The sequence below is a fragment of the Paracoccus methylovorus genome, from assembly GCF_016919705.1.
Classification (GTDB): domain Bacteria; phylum Pseudomonadota; class Alphaproteobacteria; order Rhodobacterales; family Rhodobacteraceae; genus Paracoccus; species Paracoccus methylovorus.
Window position 1 is genome coordinate 921624 of record NZ_CP070368.1, and the last position, 19592, is coordinate 941215.

The 19592-nt window shown below is 63.8% G+C and carries 22 protein-coding genes; 10 read left to right on the top strand and 12 right to left on the bottom strand.

Translation table 11 applies throughout. From position 1 onward, the window contains the following. Position 1: 1 nt before the first annotated feature. The 4 genes from JWJ88_RS04625 to JWJ88_RS04640 form a co-directional block, all read right to left on the bottom strand. Positions 2 to 712 carry an ABC transporter ATP-binding protein gene (locus tag JWJ88_RS04625; protein ID WP_205294932.1) on the bottom strand — a complete coding sequence of 237 codons (711 nt, stop codon included), beginning with the start codon at positions 710 to 712 and terminating at the stop codon, positions 2 to 4. Continuing rightward, complete coding sequence (locus tag JWJ88_RS22115) at positions 712 to 1590, bottom strand: ABC transporter ATP-binding protein (protein WP_205294933.1); 879 nt, start codon at positions 1588 to 1590, stop codon at positions 712 to 714. The genes JWJ88_RS04625 and JWJ88_RS22115 overlap by 1 nt, the downstream gene beginning before the upstream one ends. Before the next feature lie 104 nt (positions 1591 to 1694). After that, positions 1695 to 2879, bottom strand: coding sequence for an ABC transporter substrate-binding protein (locus tag JWJ88_RS04635; protein ID WP_205294934.1), 1185 nt, complete (start codon positions 2877 to 2879; stop codon positions 1695 to 1697). Between the two features lie 121 nt (positions 2880 to 3000). Next, the gene (locus JWJ88_RS04640; protein WP_205294935.1) at positions 3001 to 4014 is read right to left on the bottom strand and encodes a GlxA family transcriptional regulator; all 1014 of its coding nucleotides are present in this window, start codon (positions 4012 to 4014) and stop codon (positions 3001 to 3003) included. A 118-nt stretch (positions 4015 to 4132) separates the two neighbouring features. Between JWJ88_RS04640 and JWJ88_RS04645 the strand changes: the two genes are divergently transcribed. Further along, entirely contained in the window at positions 4133 to 5542 is a 1410-nt protein-coding gene (locus tag JWJ88_RS04645; RefSeq protein ID WP_205294936.1) for a class II 3-deoxy-7-phosphoheptulonate synthase, read from the top strand. A 106-nt stretch (positions 5543 to 5648) separates the two neighbouring features. Here the strand turns inward: JWJ88_RS04645 and JWJ88_RS04650 are convergent, their stop codons facing one another. Then, positions 5649 to 6425: a PAS domain-containing protein gene (locus JWJ88_RS04650; protein ID WP_205294937.1), complete on the bottom strand. Its 777-nt coding sequence runs from the start codon at positions 6423 to 6425 to the stop codon at positions 5649 to 5651. A 189-nt stretch (positions 6426 to 6614) separates the two neighbouring features. Here JWJ88_RS04650 and gmk point away from each other — a divergent pair, with 189 nt between their 5' ends. Genes gmk through JWJ88_RS04665 form a run of 3 tightly spaced genes read left to right on the top strand, consistent with a single transcriptional unit; the run spans position 6615 to position 8820 of the window. Continuing rightward, entirely contained in the window at positions 6615 to 7247 is a 633-nt protein-coding gene (gmk, locus tag JWJ88_RS04655) for a guanylate kinase (protein WP_205294938.1), read from the top strand. After that, entirely contained in the window at positions 7244 to 7771 is a 528-nt protein-coding gene (locus JWJ88_RS04660; RefSeq protein ID WP_205294939.1) for a gamma carbonic anhydrase family protein, read from the top strand. Before gmk ends, JWJ88_RS04660 begins: the two co-directional genes overlap by 4 nt. Further along, positions 7768 to 8820 carry an ATP-binding protein gene (locus tag JWJ88_RS04665; RefSeq protein ID WP_205294940.1) on the top strand — a complete coding sequence of 351 codons (1053 nt, stop codon included), beginning with the start codon at positions 7768 to 7770 and terminating at the stop codon, positions 8818 to 8820. Before JWJ88_RS04660 ends, JWJ88_RS04665 begins: the two co-directional genes overlap by 4 nt. Positions 8821 to 8915: 95 nt before the next feature. Here JWJ88_RS04665 and purF read toward each other — a convergent pair whose 3' ends face one another. From purF to JWJ88_RS04695, 6 genes are all read right to left on the bottom strand, one after another. Beyond that, positions 8916 to 10412: an amidophosphoribosyltransferase gene (gene purF, locus JWJ88_RS04670; protein WP_205295114.1), complete on the bottom strand. Its 1497-nt coding sequence runs from the start codon at positions 10410 to 10412 to the stop codon at positions 8916 to 8918. A 132-nt stretch (positions 10413 to 10544) separates the two neighbouring features. After that, positions 10545 to 11150: a CvpA family protein gene (locus JWJ88_RS04675; protein WP_205294941.1), complete on the bottom strand. Its 606-nt coding sequence runs from the start codon at positions 11148 to 11150 to the stop codon at positions 10545 to 10547. A 51-nt stretch (positions 11151 to 11201) separates the two neighbouring features. Beyond that, entirely contained in the window at positions 11202 to 12566 is a 1365-nt protein-coding gene (gene radA / locus JWJ88_RS04680) for a DNA repair protein RadA (protein WP_205294942.1), read from the bottom strand. A 193-nt stretch (positions 12567 to 12759) separates the two neighbouring features. Beyond that, positions 12760 to 13950 carry a UbiH/UbiF family hydroxylase gene (locus JWJ88_RS04685; RefSeq protein WP_205294943.1) on the bottom strand — a complete coding sequence of 397 codons (1191 nt, stop codon included), beginning with the start codon at positions 13948 to 13950 and terminating at the stop codon, positions 12760 to 12762. Positions 13951 to 13968: 18 nt separating this feature from the next. Then, positions 13969 to 14166, bottom strand: coding sequence for a hypothetical protein (locus tag JWJ88_RS04690; RefSeq protein ID WP_205294944.1), 198 nt, complete (start codon positions 14164 to 14166; stop codon positions 13969 to 13971). Positions 14167 to 14196: 30 nt separating this feature from the next. Continuing rightward, on the bottom strand, positions 14197 to 14895 hold the full coding sequence (locus JWJ88_RS04695; RefSeq protein ID WP_205294945.1) for a pyrimidine 5'-nucleotidase: 699 nt from the start codon (positions 14893 to 14895) through the stop codon (positions 14197 to 14199). A 65-nt stretch (positions 14896 to 14960) separates the two neighbouring features. On the opposite strand from JWJ88_RS04695, the gene JWJ88_RS04700 reads away from it, so the two are divergent. The 3 genes from JWJ88_RS04700 to JWJ88_RS04710 are packed head-to-tail and all read left to right on the top strand — an operon-like array spanning position 14961 to position 16885. Beyond that, on the top strand, positions 14961 to 15596 hold the full coding sequence (locus JWJ88_RS04700; RefSeq protein ID WP_205294946.1) for a GntR family transcriptional regulator: 636 nt from the start codon (positions 14961 to 14963) through the stop codon (positions 15594 to 15596). Continuing rightward, positions 15596 to 16219, top strand: coding sequence for a DNA-3-methyladenine glycosylase family protein (locus tag JWJ88_RS04705; protein WP_205294947.1), 624 nt, complete (start codon positions 15596 to 15598; stop codon positions 16217 to 16219). The genes JWJ88_RS04700 and JWJ88_RS04705 overlap by 1 nt, the downstream gene beginning before the upstream one ends. A gap of 9 nt (positions 16220 to 16228) precedes the next feature. Continuing rightward, positions 16229 to 16885 (top strand): alpha/beta hydrolase, encoded by a 657-nt coding sequence (locus tag JWJ88_RS04710; protein WP_205294948.1) that lies wholly within the window; start codon positions 16229 to 16231, stop codon positions 16883 to 16885. Positions 16886 to 17082: 197 nt separating this feature from the next. Here the strand turns inward: JWJ88_RS04710 and JWJ88_RS04715 are convergent, their stop codons facing one another. After that, complete coding sequence (locus JWJ88_RS04715; protein WP_205294949.1) at positions 17083 to 17502, bottom strand: VOC family protein; 420 nt, start codon at positions 17500 to 17502, stop codon at positions 17083 to 17085. A gap of 96 nt (positions 17503 to 17598) precedes the next feature. Between JWJ88_RS04715 and JWJ88_RS04720 the strand changes: the two genes are divergently transcribed. The 3 genes from JWJ88_RS04720 (at position 17599) to JWJ88_RS04730 (ending at position 19380) form a co-directional block, all read left to right on the top strand. Continuing rightward, positions 17599 to 17919, top strand: a complete 321-nt coding sequence (locus JWJ88_RS04720; RefSeq protein WP_205294950.1) for a DMT family transporter — start codon at positions 17599 to 17601, stop codon at positions 17917 to 17919. A 135-nt stretch (positions 17920 to 18054) separates the two neighbouring features. Further along, positions 18055 to 18651 (top strand): HNH endonuclease, encoded by a 597-nt coding sequence (locus JWJ88_RS04725; protein WP_205294951.1) that lies wholly within the window; start codon positions 18055 to 18057, stop codon positions 18649 to 18651. A gap of 459 nt (positions 18652 to 19110) precedes the next feature. Then, positions 19111 to 19380 (top strand): hypothetical protein, encoded by a 270-nt coding sequence (locus JWJ88_RS04730; protein ID WP_205294952.1) that lies wholly within the window; start codon positions 19111 to 19113, stop codon positions 19378 to 19380. The last annotated feature ends 212 nt before the right edge of the window (positions 19381 to 19592 follow it).

The following is a 19592-nucleotide window of genomic DNA, read 5'->3' on the forward strand; positions in this document are numbered from 1 at the left end:
TTCAGCCCCCCAGAAATGTGCGGCGGACCTCGGGGTCGGCGAGCAGCGCCTGTCCGGTGTCGGTGTAACGGTTGGCGCCTTGCACAAGCACATAGCCGATGTCGGCGATCTCCAGCGCCTGCCGGGCGTTCTGCTCGACCATCAGGATCGAAATACCGGTGCGGGCGACTTCGATGATACGGTCGAAGAGTTCATCCATGACGATGGGGCTGACGCCGGCGGTGGGCTCGTCCAACATCAAAAGGCTGGGTTTGGTCATCAGCGCGCGGCCGACCGCCACCTGCTGACGCTGCCCGCCCGACAGTTCGCCCGCGTATTGCTTGCGCTTGTCGGCCACGGCCGGGAACAGGTCATAGACTTGCGCCATGGTGTCGCGGAAATCGTCCTCGCGAATATAAGCGCCCATTTCCAGATTTTCCTCGACCGTCATGGTCGGGAAGATGTTGTGGGTCTGCGGCACGAAGCCCATGCCCTTGCGCACCCGTTCTTGCGGGGTCAGGTGGGTGATGTCCTCGCCCGCCAGCGTGACCTTGCCTTCGCGCAGGTTCAGCATGCCGAAGACGGCCTTCATCGCGGTCGATTTTCCGGCGCCGTTGGGGCCGACGATGACGGCGATCTGGCCGCCGTCGACCGTCAGGGTGCAGTTGTTCAGAATGTCGGCCTTGCCATAGCCACCGCGCATGGCGGTGGCGGAAAGATAGGGCTCTGCCATCAAATATCCCCCGCTGGCTTGCCGTCGCCCCCGCGGCCGGCCTCGGCGCCCAGGCCGGGTTGGGCCCCGTGACTTTCGCCAAAGGCAGCTTCCTCGGCGACTTCGGCGGCGACCTTGTTCTTCAGGCCGGTGCCCAGATAGGCCTCGATCACCGCTTCGTTTTTCATGATGCTGTCGGCCGAGCCTTGAGCCAGCACCTTGCCCGCCGCCATGACGATCACGGGATCGCAAAGCCGGCCTATGAAATCCATGTCATGTTCAATGACGCAGAAGGTATAGCCGCGTTCCTTGTTCAACCGCACGATGGCATCGCCGATCGTGCCCAGCAGCGTGCGGTTCACCCCGGCGCCCACCTCGTCCAGAAACACGATCCTGGCATCGACCATCATCGTGCGACCCAGTTCCAGCAGCTTTTTCTGCCCGCCGGAAAGGTTGCCGGCCTTTTCATGGGTGAGATGGGAAATGGTCAGAAACTCAAGAACTTCGTCGGCTTTCTTGCGAAGTTCGCGTTCTTCCTGGCGAATGCGGCCGCGGCGAAGCCATGTGTTGAGCAGCGTTTCACCGCATTGCCCGCCGGGAACCATCATCAGGTTCTCGCGCACGGTCATCGAGGAAAACTCATGCGCCAGCTGGAAGGTGCGCAAGAGCCCTTTGTGAAACAGCTCATGCGGGGGCAGGCCGGTGATATCCTCGCCCGCCATGGTGACGCGCCCGGCCGTTGGCTTCAAAACCCCTGCGATCACGTTGAAAAGGGTTGATTTTCCGGCGCCATTCGGGCCGATCAATCCGGTTATCGAGCCCTGCTCGATCGTCAGACTTGCGCCATCGACGGCGCAGAAGCCTCCGAAATGCTTGTGCAGGTCGTGGACCTGGATCATCGCGCTCCCCACCTCATGCATTGCATGAAGAATTTTCCCTACGGAATTGTTTTTTATTATGAAAAGGGCCCGGAAATCCGGACCCTTTTCCCGATGCGCATAGCTTAGCGGAAGCCTACCACGTTAAGCTTGCCGCCCTTGAAGTCGACTTCGCGATAGACGCCGGCGCTTTCGCCGGGTTCGATCAGCTCGACCGAGGTCGCGCCGACATAATCGACGTCCTGACCGGCGGCCAACAGTTCCAGCGCCTTGGCCAATTCGCCCGGATAGATTTTCTCGCCCGGCTCATTGGCGACTTCCATCACCTTGTCCTTGTAGACTTTGGGGTCCGAGGATTTGGCGGCCTGCATGGCCAGCAACATCAGCGCGCTTGCATCATAGGATTCGCCCGCATAGGCCGAAGTGCCATCGAAACCGGCCTCTTTGGCCAGCGTGTCGAACTTGTCATGTCCTTCGCCTTCGGCCGAGGGGTTCTGGCCGAACGAGGTTTCCAACTGCGCGCCGAATTTTTCGGCCAGCACGTTGTTCACCATGCCGTCGGGCAACACGAAGGTTTCAAAGGCGCCGGTGTCCAGCGAGCCCTGGATGATGCCCGAGCCGCCCTGATCGGCATAGCCTGCCACCACCAGTGCCTCGCCCCCGGCGGCGGCCAGCGCGGCGACCTCGGCCGAATAGTCGGCCTTACCGTCGTCATGGGCCGAAACCACGGTCACGGTGCCGCCCTTGGCCTTGTAGGCGTCGGCAAAGCTGTCGGCCAGACCCTTGCCGTAGTCGTTGTTGGTATAGGTGACGGCGACGCTGTTGATGCCGCGCTCCAGCACGATATCGGCCATGACGTCGCCTTGGCGCGCGTCGGAGGGCGAGGTGCGGAAGAAGAAGCCTTTGTCGTCGATCGTCGAAAGTGCGGGCGAAGTGGCCGAGGGCGAGATCATCACCACGCCTTGCGGCACGCCGACCTGTTCGAGCGAGGCGATGGTTTCGCCCGAGCACATGCCGCCCATGACGCCCTTGACGCCCTCGGCGGTGACAAGACGGGTGACGGCGGCGACCGAGGCGGCCGCGTCGATGCAGGTGTTGTCAGCCACAACCGGCGTCACGGTCGAACCGTCCAGCAGCTTGCCGCTGTCCGAGACCTCCTTCATTGCCAGTTCCGCGCCTTTTTGCATAGCGGGCGAGATCGATTCCAACGGGCCGGTGAGGCCCAGTGAAATACCCATCTTGATTTCCTCGGCACCGGCTGCACCGGCAAGCAAGGCCCCGGCGGCACTGGCCAGAAGAAGCTTTTTCATAGTCGTCTCCCTGAGTGGAACATTGTCCTGTCTGACAGGTTATAAGCGCGCGATTAAAAAGAAAAGCATGTTGGCAAGCCGACGATGGGGCGGATTTGCCCATGCCGTAGCGGAAGATGCCTTAATCGGCGCCCGCCGCGCCGCGTTCCCGATAGGGGGTGCAACCATAGGTCGTGCGATAGCATTTCGAGAAATGCGCGGCCGAGGCAAAGCCGCAGGCCAGCCCGATCTCCATCACGCTCATCCCGGTTTGAAGCAGCAGGTGACGGGCCCGTTCCAGCCGCAGTTCCATATAGTATCGCTTGGGCGACCGGCCCAGATAGCGGGCGAAAAGCCTTTCGAGCTGGCGCGGCGACAGTCCCGCCTCGGAGGCAAGCCGCGCCGGGCTGACCGGATCCTCGATATTGCCCTCCATCCGGGCCAGAACCTGCGCCAGCCGGGGATGGCGTGTTCCCATCCGGGTCGGGCTGGACAGGCGCTGCTGGTCCTCTTCTGAACGGATCGAGGTGTGAATCAGTTGATCGGCCACGCGACTGGCCAGTTCGGTGCTGTGATCGCGGGCGATCTGGCGCAGCATCAGGTCGATGGCGGCGGTGCCTCCGGCGGCGGTCAGACGATTGCCGTCTTCGACAAAGACCGTGCGGATCAAGGTCACGTCGGGGAATTTCTCGGCAAAGCCGTCCTGATTTTCCCAATGGATGGTGGCGCGGCGTCCGTCCAGCAGCCCCGCCTCGGCCAGCACCCATGCGCCGGTGCAAAGCGCGCCCATTCGTGTGCCACGCCGCGCCTCGCGTCTAAGCCAAGCCAGCACCGGCCGCGTCGCAGCGCGCGGGACATCCAGGCCGCCGCAGATCAGCACCGTATCGTCGCGCCGGGTGTCCGAAAGCGGCCCGTCCAGCAGAATGCGGGCACCGTTCGAACAAACGGCGCATTCACCCTGCGGACCCAACAACTGCCATTGGTAGAGCTCTCGCCCCGCCAGCCGGTTGGCCAGTCGCAAGGGCTCGATCGCGGCGGCAAAGGAAACCATCGTGAAACGATCCAGCAATACAAAGACATAGCGCCGCACGGGTGCCGGGGCAGGGGCCGGAATCGGCCCCGGAACGACGGGGGCTGCTGGATCAAGTTCTGGCATGTCTGTCGCGCGTCTGAAATCACTGGCAGATCAGCAGGCAATCGCAAGGCGCGCAAGGCTTTTCCTTTGGCCCTGCAACCTCTATATGGCAGGCACTGTTAGCATGAAGGATAGGATCATGGCACCGACGAATTCCAGTTTCGCGACCCCGGCACAGGCATGGGACAAGCGTGGCTGGCGCGCCTATCCGCGCGTCCAGATGCCTGACTATCCCGACCAGAATGCTGTCGCCGCCGTCGAGGCGCAACTGGCCAAGTTCCCGCCGCTGGTTTTTGCCGGCGAGGCGCGCCGTCTGAAAGCCTCGCTGGGCGAGGTCGCTTCCGGTCGTGCCTTCCTGTTGCAAGGCGGTGACTGCGCTGAAAGTTTCTCGGAATTCTCGGCCGACAACATCCGCGACACGTTCAAGGTCATGCTGCAAATGGCCGTCGTACTGACCTGGGGCGCGCAGCTTCCGGTGGTCAAGGTCGGCCGCATGGCGGGTCAGTTCGCCAAGCCGCGCTCTACCTCGACGGAAAAGGTCGGCGATCAGGAGCTGCCCAGCTATCGCGGCGACATCATCAACGGCTTCGACTTCACCCCGCAGGCGCGCATTCCCGATCCGCAGCGCATGCTCGCTGCCTATACGCAGGCCTCGGCTTCGCTCAATCTGTTGCGCGCATTTTCGACGGGGGGCTATGCCGACATCCACCGGGTGCAAAGCTGGATCAGCGATTTCACCGGCGGTGAAGAAGCCGCGCGCTACCGCGACATCGCCGAGCGCATCAGCGATGCGATGGCGTTTATGGCGGCGGCCGGCGTGACCTCGGAAACCGCGCATGATCTTGGCAAGGTGGATTTCTACACCAGCCACGAGGCGCTGCTTCTGGAATATGAAGAGGCGCTGGCGCGGATCGATTCGACCACCGGCCTGCCGGTCGCGGGCTCGGGCCACATGATCTGGATCGGCGACCGCACGCGTCAGGTCGATGGTGCCCATGTCGAGTTCTGCCGCGGGGTGCAAAACCCGATCGGGCTGAAATGCGGTCCCTCGATCAGCGACAGCGATCTGAAGACGCTGATCGCCAAGCTGAACCCCGAGAACGAACCGGGCCGGCTGACGCTGATCGCCCGCTTTGGGGCTGGCACGGTGGGTGAAAACCTGCCGCGCCTGATCAAGGCGGTGCAGGAAGAGGGGGCGCATGTCGTCTGGTCTTGCGATCCGATGCACGGCAACACGATCAAATCGGCCTCGGGCTACAAAACCCGGCCCTTCGATTCGGTGCTGCGTGAGGTGCGCGAATTCTTTGCCATCCACCGCGCCGAGGGCACCATTCCGGGCGGCGTGCATTTCGAGATGACCGGCCAGGACGTGACCGAATGCATCGGTGGTGTTCGTGCCGTCACCGACGAAGACCTGTCGAGCCGCTATCACACCGCCTGCGACCCAAGGCTTAACGCCAGCCAGTCGCTGGAGCTGGCCTTCCTCGTGGCCGAGGAACTGCGCAACCGCCGTATCAATGGCGCGACCAAGCAGGCCAAGGCAAGCTGACGCCGGCCGGATAGGAAACCAAAAAGGGGCGGCGGGCTTTGACCTGACCGCCCTTTTTCATGCCGCATAGGCCTTGGGTGGCACGGCCTGCACAACCCGTGCAGAGTTACTGGAGCTCGCCGGGCGGCTTTGAAGGCGGATCGTTGCTTACGACACGAAAGCGGGCGCGGCGCTCGGCCGGGCTGGCGTCCTGGGGCAAAGGGGCAATTGGCTTGGGCGGCGGTGCGCTTTTCCACCGCATTGGCGTCTCGGCAAACCCCGGCGGCGAGGGCGATGGCTCGACCACCTTGGCTCCGGGAATGACCGGGAATTCGATATCCGACAGCAGATCGAAACGGCGCGGGCTTTCGCCGACCTGCCCCTGTACGACCAGACAGCCAAGTGCCCGCGTCACATCCCCCAGATCCGAACGCAGCGGCAACAGCAGCATCCGGCCGTCCAGCGCCGGGCGACCATAGCTGGCGGGCGAACCCAGCACGATCTCGGCGATCTGCGGGGCGAAGAACACGCTTTCCAGCACATCGGACAGCCGTCCTCGCGAACTGGTGTTCAGAAAGGCGCAAAGCGGCATGCCTCGCACCTCCATTCCCATCAGGTCGATAAGATGGCGTCCGGCCAGTCGAAAACGGGCCGCCCCCGGGGCGATGCGCTCAAGGATAAAGGCATAGTCAAGCGCCCTGCGGATTCCTCGCGGCGCGACATCGGCGCGGTTGGGAATGGCGCGGCCTTGACGCAGCCCCTCCCAATAACCGCGCAATTCGCCCAGGATGCGGTCCATCTGCACGGGTTCGTAATCGGCAAGGCGCAACAGTTTGCCGGGCCGGTCCTGCGTCGCATCGGGGCTTAGCATGGCCCCTCTGTCCTGTCCGTCGTCGTTAGACATCTGCCCTCGACCTTACAGTTACTCGTAAAACAATTTACCTGATCGGGATCTAGACCTTTCCATTCCGGCTGCCGAGCAATTTCTTTCCAGATGGTTAAAAACCGAAGCCTTGCCGGCGCAGGGCTTGACCCTGCTGGCGGGCAGGGCCATTCAGGCGGCGCTGAACGGCTGGGGACAAGGCGGATGGAGATGGAGCGCAGCGGACTTCTGGTGATCCTGTCCTCGCCCTCGGGGGCGGGAAAATCGACGCTGGCGCGGCGGCTGATGGACTGGGACCCGCAGTTGCGGTTTTCGGTCTCGGCGACCACCCGCAAGCCGCGTCCTGGCGAGGTTGAGGGCGAGCATTACTATTTCCGCACTTCTGAACAATTCCGCACCATGGTGGCCGAGGGCGAGATGCTGGAACATGCCGAGGTCTTCGGCAATTTCTATGGCACCCCCCGCGGCCCGGTGGAGGAGGCGATGCGCGCCGGTCGCGACACGCTTTTCGACGTGGACTGGCAGGGCGGGCAGCAGATCCGCGCATCGAGCCTTGGCGGGCATGTCATCTCGATCTTCGTGCTGCCGCCCAGTCTGGCCGAGCTGGAGCGCCGGCTGATCGCACGCCAGCAGGATGCGCCAGAGGTCATCGCGGGCCGCATGCGCAAAAGCCGTGACGAGATCAGCCACTGGGCGGAATACGATTATGTCATCGTCAACGACGATCTGGACCGCAGTGCCGAGGCGCTGAAGACCATCTTGCGGGCCGAGCGGATGCGCCGCGCCCGGCAGGTGGGCCTTGGCCCCTTCGTCCGCGCCCTTATGGAGGAGGAAAGCGCATGATCTGGGAACTGGACGGCATAGCGCCGCAAATCGCCGATGATGCCTGGGTGGCACCGGACGCGCGGCTGATGGGCAATATCGTGCTGGAACCGGGCGCAAGCGTCTGGTTCGGCGCCGTGTTGCGCGGCGATAACGAAGAGATCCGCGTCGGCCGGAACTCGAACGTGCAGGACCTGACGGTTTGCCATACCGATATCGGCTTTCCGCTGACCATCGGGGCGAATTGCACCATCGGCCACCGGGCCATCCTGCACGGCTGCACCATCGAGGACGGCGTGCTGATCGGCATGGGCGCGATCATCTTGAACGGGGCAAGGATCGGTGCCGGCTCGCTGATCGGTGCCGGGGCGTTGATCGCCGAGAACAAGGTGATCCCGCCCGGCTCGCTGGTGATGGGGGCGCCGGGCAAGGTCGTGCGCGAACTGGACGAGGCGGCGCGCGATGCGCTGCTGAAATCGGCCGAAGGCTATAACCGCAACGCTGCCCGCTTTCGTCACGGGCTGGCGCAGGTCGCACCGGGATGATCGAGGCGCGGCTGCATGCGCTGCTGCGCGGCGTGCCTTCGCCCATGCTGGTCGTGGACCCATACGCCCGCATCATCGGCGCCAACGAGGCGGCCGAGGCGCTTTTGGGGGCGGTGCTGAGCGGGCGGCCCTTTGTCACCGTGCTGCGCCACCCCGAGGTCAATGCCGCATTGGATGCGGTCATTGCCGGTCAGGAACGCGCGCTGCTGAATGTCACGCTGGGTGCGATCGACAGGCGGGTGCTCTGCGAGGTTACGGTGACCGCGTTACAGGCGCCGGGACTGACCGGGGCTGCGGTTGTGATCGAAGATCGCTCGCGCGATGAAGAGACCGAGCAGATGCGCCGCGACTTCGTTGCCAACGTCAGTCACGAATTGCGCACACCGCTGACCGCCCTGATGGGCTTTATCGAGACGCTGCGCGGCCCGGCGCGCAACGATGCCGCCGCCCGCGACCGCTTCCTCGACATCATGGAACGCGAGGCGGGGCGGATGAACCGGTTGGTTGCCGATCTTTTGTCGCTGAGCCGGGTCGAGCAGGACGAGCGCCGCCGTCCGGCGCAGAGGCTGGATCTGGCGGGGCTGCTGCGCGGGGTGGTGGCGACGCTGACCCCCGCCGCTGCCGCGGCCGGGGTGCGGTTGGATCTGCAGATCGCCGATGGAAAGGTGCCGGTCCCCGGCGACGCCGACCAATTGGTGCAGGTGTTTCACAACCTGATCGAGAATGCGGTGAAATATGGCGCTTCGGGCGGTGTGGCGACAGTGACGCTGGAGCGGCTGGCATATGAGCCGGTGCTGCGCGGCCCGGCCTGGTCGGTCGTCGTCGCGGATCAGGGTGAGGGGATCGAGCAGCAGCACCTGCCGCGCCTGACCGAGCGGTTCTATCGCGTCGATACCCACCGCTCACGCGAGAAGGGCGGCACCGGATTGGGTTTGGCCATCGTCAAGCATATCGTGAACCGCCATCGCGGTCGGCTGCGCATCGAAAGCGAGCGCGGGCAGGGCAGCCGGTTTACGGTGATCCTGCCGGAACAAGTCGGCCGCATCTGACAGGCAGGGCTGGTAGGTTGCGAAAGCAAAAAAGCCGGGGGCATTGAACCCCCGGCTTTTCTATTTCCGGCTTTGCCGACAGGAATCGGTGCCGATCACTCTGCCGCGTGGCCCGAAACCGGCGCGGGGGTGGTCGCGGATTTCATGCGGAAGCCGCGCTCAAGCTGATCGAAGGGCGCGACCGGATATTCGCCCGAGAAACAGGCGTCGCAATATTGCGGACAGGAACTGTCGCGACCCCGCGCCTCGCCCACGGCGCGATAAAGCCCGTCCAGCGTCACGAAGGCCAGAGAATCGACGCCGATCCATTCGCGCATCTCTTCTTCGGACATTTGCGCGGCCAGCAGTTTGTCGCGGTCAGGCGTATCCACGCCATAGAAACAGGGCCAGGCGGTGGGCGGGCTGGCGATCCGGAAATGCACCTCGGCCGCGCCGGCATCCAGGATCATATCCTTGATCTTGCGCGAGGTCGTGCCACGCACCACCGAATCGTCCACCAGAACCACCCGCTTGCCCTTGACCAGTGCGCGGTTGACGTTGAGCTTGAGCCGCACACCCATATTGCGGATCTGCTCGGTCGGTTCGATGAAGGTCCGGCCCATATACTGGTTGCGGATGATGCCCATGCCAAAGGGAATACCACTTTCGTGGGCATAGCCGATGGCGGCGGGCGTGCCGGAATCAGGCACCGGACAGACCATATCGGCGTCGACCGGAGCTTCGCGGGCCAGTTCCACCCCGATCTGGCGGCGCGTTTCATAGACCGAGCGGCCGCCGATAATCGAATCGGGGCGCGAGAAATACACATGCTCAAAGATGCAGAAACGTCCCTTTGACGGGCCGAATGGGCGTGAGCTTTCGATCTCTCCCTTGGAGATCACCACCATCTCGCCCGGCTCGATCTCGCGCAGGAACTCGGCGCCGATGATGTCGAGTGCGCAGGTTTCGGAAGCCAAGACATAACCTTCATCGCCAATGCGGCCCAGAACCAGTGGGCGCACGCCCAGAAGGTCGCGCACGCCGATCAGCTTGGTGCGGGTCATGGCGATGATGCTGAAGGCGCCTTCGACCCGGCGCAGCGCGTCCTTCATCCGTTCGGGGATGTTGCGCTGGATCGAACGCGCCATCAGGTGGATGATGCATTCGCTGTCCGAACTGGACTGGAAGATCGAGCCGCGCTCGATCAACTCGCGGCGCAGCGCCATGGCGTTGGTGATGTTGCCGTTATGGGCGATGGCGCAGCCGCCCATGGCAAACTCGCCAAAGAAAGGCTGCACGTCGCGGATCGCCGTCGCGGCCTTGGTGCCGGCGGTCGAATAGCGCACATGGCCGATGGCGAGCGACCCCGGCAGGGTCTCCATCAGGCTTTGCTTGGTGAAGTTGTCGCGCACATAGCCAAAGCGATGGGCGCTGTTGAAACCCTGTTCGGCATCATGGGCGACAATGCCCCCCGCCTCTTGTCCGCGGTGCTGCAGCGCGTGCAGCCCCAATGCAACGAAATTGGCGGCATCCACGACTCCGATTACGCCGAACACGCCGCATTCTTCATGCAGGCGGTCGGAATCAAAGGGATGGGCAAGGAATGGCTGCATCATCACCGACTCTTGGGGCTATTCCGGGGCTGGGTTGGGGTGCTTGACGTCAATCTAGGGTGTCAGGCAGGCGAAGTCACGCCCCACGGTCGTCGCAGGGCATAATTTATGTCACGAAATGATCATATCCGATCAATTTGCCGGTGTGGTGGGCGTGGGGGTGGACGCATCGACCGGCTGGCCCGAGGGTGCGCAGCTGCGCACCAGCTGCTCATAGCGGCTGACGACCCATCCCGGTGCGTCCTGCGGGATCTGCTGGTCCATCTGGCCGCGCATCCGTTCGAACACCTGAGCCGAGCGGGAATTGTCGACCATGGCCACGGGTTGGCTGGCCATAACCCGGTCGTAGACGATGAAGGCGATCGCGACGAGCAGGATGCCGCGCGCTACGCCGAACAGGAAGCCCATGCCCTGATCCACGCCCCCCAGCGCCGAACGCTGCACCACCGAAGAGAACAGCGGCGTGATGATCGAGAACAGCACCAGCGCCAGGGCAAAGACCGCGGCAAAGCCGGCGATAGTCGCTAGTTCGCAACTGTCGGCAAGGAATTTGTTGAGCCCCGGCACCTGCGCCACCATGGGCCGCACCGTCGCCGCGAAGATGAAGGCCAGCACCGCTGCGCCGATCCAACCCAGAATCGCCAGCGATTCGCGCACGAAGCCCCGTGCATAGGCCAGGATCGCCGAGAGGATGATCACGGCCGCGACAACGCCGTCGATGATGGTGAAACCGTCCATTTTACGCCCTTTCGCGGCATTCTCCGCGTTTTGGGGCCAGATCCTGCGCCATTATCCTGCGCCGAATGTCTCGCCCACGAAACTTGTCAGATCCGCGATGCGGTCGATCCGCATCCCGGCCACGCCCTCGACCTTGGTGGCCGATGGCAGGATCGCCCGTGAAAAACCAAGTTTCTGCGCCTCTTTCAACCTGTTTTCCGCCTGTGACACCGGGCGCAGCGCTCCGGACAGGCTTATCTCGCCGAAAAGCACGGCCTCGGGCGGCAGCGCCACATCCTCGCGCGCGCTTAGCAGCGCCGCGGCGATGGCCAGGTCGGCGGCGGGTTCGTTTACACGCATCCCCCCGGCAACATTAAGAAAAACATCCAAACCGGCGAAGGGGATGGCGCAGCGCGCCTCGAGCACGGCAAGGATGGTCGAGACGCGCCCTGCGTCCAGCCCGACTACGGTTCGGCGGGGACTCGCCAATGTCGAGGGGGCGACGAGGGCCTGCACCTCGGTCAGGACCGGCCGCGTGCCCTCGATCCCGGCGAAGACCGCCGATCCGGCGCTGGCCTCGCCGCGCTCGGACAGAAACAGCGCCGAGGGATTGGCCACTTCGGAAAGCCCGCCGCCGGTCATTTCGAAGACGCCGATCTCGTCCGCGGGGCCGAAGCGGTTCTTGTGCGCGCGCAGGATTCGGAACTGGTGACCGCGCTCGCCCTCGAAATACAAAACGGTATCGACCATATGCTCGACCACGCGCGGGCCGGCGATCTGCCCCTCTTTGGTGACATGGCCGACGAGGATGACCGAAGTGCCGCGCCGCTTGGCGAAGGTGACAAGTTCATGAACGGCGGCGCGGACCTGCGTTACCGATCCGGGTGCCGCCTCGATCCGGTCGGACCAGAGCGTCTGGATGGAATCGATCACGGCAACATCGGGCCGTTCGGTGTCGAGCGTGGTGAGGATGTCACGCAGCGCGGTTTCCGCCCCAAGCCGCACCGGCGCGTCGCCAAGGCCCAGGCGCTGCGCCCGCAGCCGGACCTGTGCGCTGGCCTCTTCGCCAGAGACATAGATCGCCTGTTGTCCTGTGCGCGCGAAGGCGGCTGCGGCTTGCAGAAGCAGGGTGGATTTACCGATGCCCGGATCGCCGCCGACAAGCACCGCCGAGCCGGGAACCAGCCCCCCACCCAGCACGCGGTCGAGTTCGGCAATGCCGGAAATCGCGCGCGGCGGCGGCGCCTCTTGTGTTTCCAGACCCGAAAGCGGGATGGGTTTGCCCTTGAGTGTGCCAAGGCCGCGGCCGGGGCCCTGCGAAAGCGGCACCTCCTCGATAACGGTGTTCCATGCGCCGCAGGCGTCGCAGCGACCGGACCATTTGCGGTGGCTGCCGCCGCAGGCAGTGCAGGTGAAGGCGGTGATCGGTTTGGCCATGGGCGTTATCTGGCAGATTATGCGGGTCGGTGCCACCGGGAAGGAGGTGGGATGGGGCCGGGTTTCTTTGAAATGGCCGTGTTGCGGCTGTAGCGCGGTCGCAGGGGTATTTGGGCAACAGAGAAATGCCGGGCGGGGTCGGCGGTGATCTGGTGTCCAAGGTGCGGTGGCGGGGGTGGAACTGGCGTGGAGTTCAGGTCATGCCGAGGCCCGCCCGCATCATCAGGCGGCGGACGGGCGCCACGGCATAGAGGCTGCCGAGGGCTGCGGCGCGCAGGTCCCGCAGTGGTCGCGGCGCCAGCATGCTGGTGCGGTTCAGCGCGTCGATGCCAATAAGGCGGGCAAGTGCCTCGGGCCGGCGGCGTTGTTCATAGGCGGCGAGAGACGCCGCGCTGCCGGGATCGGCAGAGGAGAGGTCGATGAGGGCGGCAAGATCCGCCAGGCTCATGTTCAGGCCCTGCGCACCGATGGGGGGGACGACATGCGCCGCCTCGGCGATCAGGGCCGTGCGCGGGCCGGTGAAACGGTCGGCGATCTGGCTGATGATCGGCCATTCCGTCAGCCGCGTGGCCGGTGTCAGGTGGCCCAGGACGCCCGCCGAGCGTCGGTTCAGCTCGGCCTTGAAGGCATCGCCCGGCAGGGCGCGCAGCCGCGCGGTTTCCGGGCCGCGTTCCATCCAGACCACGGCCGAAGAGGGTTTTCCGTCGCGGTCTGGCAGGGGAACCAGCGTGAAGGGACCGCCCGAGCGGTGGATTTCGGTCGAGACGTTTTCATGCGGGCGTTCGTGGGTGACGGCGAAAGCCAGCGCCTTTTGCCCATAGCGCAGGGTGCGGGTGCCGATGCCAAGCGCCTGGCGGACCGGCGAGTTTCGGCCATCGGCCCCGATCACCAGTTTCGCCCGGATCCGGTTGCCGTCGGTCAGCGTGACCAAGGCCTCGGTGTCGCGCACGACCAGTCCCGCGGTGCCGATGCCGGGCAGAAAACGGACATTCTGCAAGCTGGCAAGGCGGGCCGAGATTTCCCGTTTCAACAGCCAGTTCGGCAGGTTCCACCCGAAGGGCTGGTCCGAGATTTCCGAGGCGTCGAATTCGCGGGTCAGCCGCGCCTGCGAGAGCTTCCCGCCTGCGTCGATGATCCGCATGATTTGCAGTGCCGTGGCATGGGGGGCGAGCCGCTCCCACAATCCGGCCGCTTGCAGCACGGCGATCGAGGGATGCAGAAACGCGGTGCTGCGCAGGTCCGAACCTTGCGCCCCTTCCTCGGTCACCGGGGGGGCAGGGTCCACGCAGATCACCGCATGGCCGGCGCTGCCGAATGCGGCGGCGGTGATCAGCCCGGCAATGCCGCCGCCGGAGACGAGGATCTCGGTATCGTCGATCTGCATGGTCCTGTCTTGGCCGGTCTAGAGCCCGGCCGCATAGGCGGCGAGCATGAGGTAGACCAGCAAGGTGGCCGCCAGCGCCACCATGGTAAGTGCTGGCAGACCCCAGACGGCAAGGGCAAGGACCGAGATCAGCACGACCAGCCCGGCAAAGACGAAAAGGCCGGTGGCGGTGCGTGCTTCGGACCGGGCTTCGGCGGGGGTGAGGGGTTGGGACATGGCGCGCTCCTTGGGGCTTGCGGATTGCAGTCAGGCGGAAGGTTGGATTTTAACGGCTGCATTCGTTCCGGCAAGCCCGCGCAGGAAGGCGCTGAGATCACCGGTGCGATGATGCACATGGGGTCCGTGGTCGTGATCCTGGGCCAATTCATCGGGACCGTGACGTCCCGAACCGACAAGAACCGTCCGCATTCCAAGCGCGTGCGGGATGGCGAGGTTGCGCGGGTCGTCCTCGAACATGGCGGCTTTCGAGGGCTCAAAGCCCTCGGCGGTCTGGACTGCGGCATAAGCGCGCGGGTCCGGCTTGGGGAGGAAGCCGGCCTCTTCCACGCCATGGATCGCGTCGAAGATCATCAGCCCGCGGTGTTCAAGCACCCGTGCCGCATAGGCGCTGTCGCCATTGGTGTGCACGATCTTGCGGCCCGGCAGGGCGCCGATCAGCTCTGCCAACTCGGGGTCGGGCGTCAGGGCCGAGAAGTCGATATCGTGCACCTCGTGCAGATAGGGCAGGGGCTCGATGCCATGTTCCGCCATCAGCCCGGCCAGAGTGGTGCCATGCTGGCGCCAGTAATGGTCGCGCAGCCGGCTTGCCTCGGCTTCGGTCACACGCAATTCGCGCATGACATAGGCGGTCATGCGCCGCTCGATCTGGGCGAACAGCCTGACCTCGGGCGCGTAAAGCGTGTTGTCCAGATCGAAGATCCAGGTGGTGACATGCCGAAAATCCATGATCCCTGCCTAAACCGGCTGCATGACGCTTGCAATCGCCGTTCCAAGCGGGGATCGTGCGGGGTATGAAAGACGCCTATTCCCTGATCCTCTCCGCCATCGACAACGGTATTTATCGCCCCGGCGACCGGCTGGTCGAATCCGAACTGGCAGAACGTTTCGGCGTTTCGCGCACCCCGGTCCGCGAGGCGCTGCAACGGCTGGAAACCCAGTCCATGCTCAAGCGGGACGGGCGTAGCCTGATCGTCGCCACGCTGGACCACAACCAGCTTGCCGAGCTGTACATCGTGCGCGCCGAGCTGGAGGCGCTGGCGGCACGGCTGGCCGCGCGCCACGCCACCCCCGAAGAGATCCGCGTGCTGCTGGGCATGGTCGAGGACGACCATGCCATCTTGGGCGACCCGCAGGCGCTGGCACGCGCGAACCGGCGCTTTCACCACCAGATCCATCTGGCTTCGCACAACCGTTATCTGGTGCAGCAACTTGACCTGGTGCATCGCAGCATGGCGCTGATGGCGCGGACCAGTCTGGCGGCGCAAGGACGCGATGTCGTCACGCTGGACGAGCATCAGTCCATCGTCGATGCCATTGCCGCCCATGATGGCGCTGCGGCCGAAGCCGCGCTGCGTCATCATATCTCGATGGCCTTTGAGACCCGCTTGAAAGAAGAGGCGCGGCTGGCGGACGAGGAAGACGGCTGATGCGCGAGATCCGCGCCCTTGCCGATCTGGAGGAGGGCGCGGCGCATCTTGCGCGGGTCTGTCCGGTCTGGTCGCGGGAATTGCCGGCGCTGATGCCCTTGCCCCTGCGACGCTGGCCCGAAGGGTTTGGGGCGATCCGCGACGCCGTGGTTGCGCAGCAGATATCGACCCATGCGGCAAATGCGATCTCTGCGCGGATGGTCGCGGCGGGGCTGGCCGACGAAAAGGGGATCGCCGAGGCGGACGAGGAGGCATTGCGTGCCGCTGGCTTGTCGCGGCCCAAAATCCGCTATCTGCGCGGTATCGTCGCGGCAGGGGTTGATTGGGAAGGCTTGCGCGAGTTGCCCGATGATGAGGTCATCGCCCGCCTGACCGCCCTGCCGGGCATCGGGCGCTGGACGGCGGATATCTATCTGAAATTCGCACTGGGCCGGGCCGATGCCTTTGCTGCCGGCGATCTGGCGCTGGCCGAAGCTGCGCGGCTGCTTTACGGCCTGCCTGAACGGCCCGGGCCAGCGGCGCTGACCGGATTGGCCGAGCCCTGGCGGCCTTGGCGGGCGGTTGCGGCCCGGGCGCTCTGGGCCTATTACCGGGCCGCAAAAGGGCGCGAGGGCGTCCGCTAGGGAGACGAGATGGCGCGTGAACTGAAATCCGAACGCAAGGGCCCGCAAAAGGCCGATTCCGTGGTGATCTTTCTGCATGGCTATGGTGCGGACGGGGCCGATCTTCTGGGGCTGGCCGACCCGCTGGCACCGCATCTGCCCGGCACGGTATTCTATGCTCCGAACGCGCCTGAGCCTAGCGTGAACAATCCGATGGGCTATCAATGGTTCCCGATCCCGTGGATGGATGGTTCGTCCGAGGCGCAGGCCAAAACCTCTGCAGAACAATCATTCAACGATATCAATGCATTTATTGATAAAGTTCTGGCGGATGAGGACCTGCCAGCGAACCGGTTGGCACTGGTCGGCTTTTCACAGGGCACGATGATGGCGCTGGCCATCGCGCCGCAGCGAGACGAGGAGATCGCCGGCGTCGTCGGCTTCTCGGGGCGTCTGCTGGAACCAGAGCTTGGCGCGGTACGGGTCAAGCCACCGATCCTGCTGGTGCACGGCGATCAGGATCAGGTCGTGCCATTCGAGAGCATGGAGATCGCCGGGGCGGCGCTGCAAAATGCCGGTTTCACCGTTTATGGCCATGTGATGAGGGGCACCGGGCATGGTATCTCTCCCGATGGCTTGTCGGCGGCGCTGGCCTTTCTGAAAGAGCGTTTTGCCGCCGGTTCGTGACGGTTTGCGCGATTTCGCACTTGCGAAACCAATATCAGCCCTTACGTTGGTTTATAAGGAACAGACGAGGAGAGCCTATATGACCCTGATCTGGATGACTGCGATCGCGTTGATCCCGGCCGGCATGGTGGCTCTGCGTCTGCTTGCGCCGCAACCCGTTGCCGTGCGCGCAAGGCGCTAATCGCCGGTTTCACCGATCAATCCCAGATCGCCGGATCGGCAATTTCGATGGAGTTCCCGGCTGGATCGCGGAAATAAAGCGATCTGCCGCCTTGGGGCCAGATAAAATCGGCCTCGATCTCTATTCCCGATGCTTCCAGATATGCCCGCCAGGCGTCGAATGAGCCCGGCTTCGCCCCCATGCAGAAATGTCCCGACCCCTCGCTGCCATGCGGCGGCACGGGCAGGCGGGCGTCGGGTTTTGGCGGCATGCGGGTTGCGTCGGCGCGAAACACCAGCAAGACCTGTGCACCGCAGCGAAAGAACACGTGGCGGTCGCGTGCCCGGGCGATCTCGGGCAGGCCGATGATCTCGGTCCAGAAATGTGCGGCCTTATCCAGATCCTCGGCGTAAAGCGCGGATTCCAGCGTGCCGATCAGCTTTGGCGGCGTGTTCATGCTGCTATCTTGCCAGCTATCCGTCGCTTGAGCCAGCCCGGCTTGACCCGGCCCCTGTGCCGCGCGACAACCTGACGACAGGACAGGAGACCACGCATGGCATGGATTTATCTGGGCGCGGCCGGACTGCTGGAGGTGATCTGGGCATTTTACATGAAGCAGTCCGACGGATTCAGCCGCCTCTGGCCCACCGTAATCACGGTGGTTGCCATGGCGGCAAGCGTCTGGTTCCTGTCGCTGTCGATGAAGGTGCTGCCGCTTGGCACTGCTTATGTGATCTGGACCGGCATCGGGGCGGTTGGCAGTTTCGTTCTGGGGATCGCCCTGCTGGGCGAACCGGCAAATGCCTTGCGCCTTGTCTCGGCGGTTCTGATCGTGGCGGGGCTGGTATTGATGAAAATCGCTTCGCCACATTAAGGCTTGTCACGCATGTGTCACGCCACGCGGCTATTTGTGCGCCAGGCATATATTCAGGGACTTGTCAGTCCGGAACCGCGATATATAGTCGGTGCCATATTCTGACCAGCCCCGGGCAAGGCGAAGCGAGGGCCGATGCTGGACGACCATGGTGAATTTCGAACTCATTTCGTGCGCGAGCCGTCTTTCTCGCGCCATCACCCGGCACTGGTTCTGAACGCCGATTTCCGACCTCTCAGTTATTATCCGCTATCCCTTTGGCCTTGGCAGGAGGCGGTGAAGGCGGTGTTTCTGGACAGGGTCCAGATCATCGCCGAATATGACGAGGTGGTGCGAAGCCAACGACACACCATACGCATTCCCTCGGTCGTGGTATTGAAAGATTTCGTCAAACCCCAGAAGCGCGTGGCATTCACGCGCTTCAATCTTTTTCTGCGGGACGAATTCTGCTGCCAGTATTGCGGCGCCAAGGGCGAGCTGACCTTTGACCATGTCCTGCCGCGCTCGCGCGGAGGGGTGACGAGTTGGGAAAACGTCGTCGCCGCCTGTTCGCCCTGCAATCTGAAAAAGGCCAACAAGCTGCTCAAGCATTCGGGGCTAAGGCTGCGCCATCCGCCGCGCCGGCCCACCCCCGAGGAAATGCACGCCATCGGCAGGCGCTTCCCGCCAAACCATCTGCATGAAAGCTGGATGGATTTCCTATACTGGGACACCGAGCTTATCCACGAGTAACGGTGGGGCGCGCTGATCCGTTATTATTGGGCATTGTAATGCGCCTATAATGTAACGGGCTTGATCCAAGCGACGTTCTGCGATGATGATTACGCACGAAACGCGCACAGGTCACGCATGGCAAGTCGGGAAGGCTTGCCGGTGCTATAATCCTCGCAGTACGGCTTCAAGCCCAAGGCGGACATGGCCGGCGACGTTTTAGAGGAGCACTCATTCGGGATCGACTTCGCCCATCATGCGGGTGATGTCTGGCTATAGATACCGCTCGTCATACTCGCCACAACGCTGGCCGGCGGCGCTGGATGGTTGGCAAGGATGTCCCGTAAGGATCGTGTCGATGTGCCCGCGCCAGCTATCGCCAGCGAAGGTTCGCACGTTGTCCCACACCGAGGCCGGCCAGAAAGATCGGGCACGCCGTCGAGGTGCGGCGGTTTCTCCAGATTGCGTATGTCCGGGGCGATGTTCGGCAAGACGGGGCAGATATCCAACCGCCATTCCTGCGACCGATGCGGCTTGGGCGTCAGGGTCGATCTCAACAAAGCAGCGGGTATGAAAACCGGGTTCGGTAAACTGGATACGGAGGTCGAGCTCGCCGTATCCGGCGCAGAGGGATACACGTTGTCCCAACCATGTAAAGTCATGTGGATGGCTGCTGACGAGCAGATCATGCAGGCTTTGGTTGGTCATATCCGATTCTGCCGCCAGCACATGGCATATGTGGGCGATTAACTCTCCGGTCATGAACCACTGGACGGCACCGACCTCCTAGGGCCCGTGGACGCTGATAGCAACACGATCAGCCTAGCGGTGTTCGCCACGCCCCATCCCCGCGAGATCAGGTGGGTGGGGAATAAACCGGTCTGCCTGATGTATTCATGCGGGAAGGGAATCTATACTCCGGCGTGTGCGACGTGTTCAGGGATCAACATCATTTGGAACAT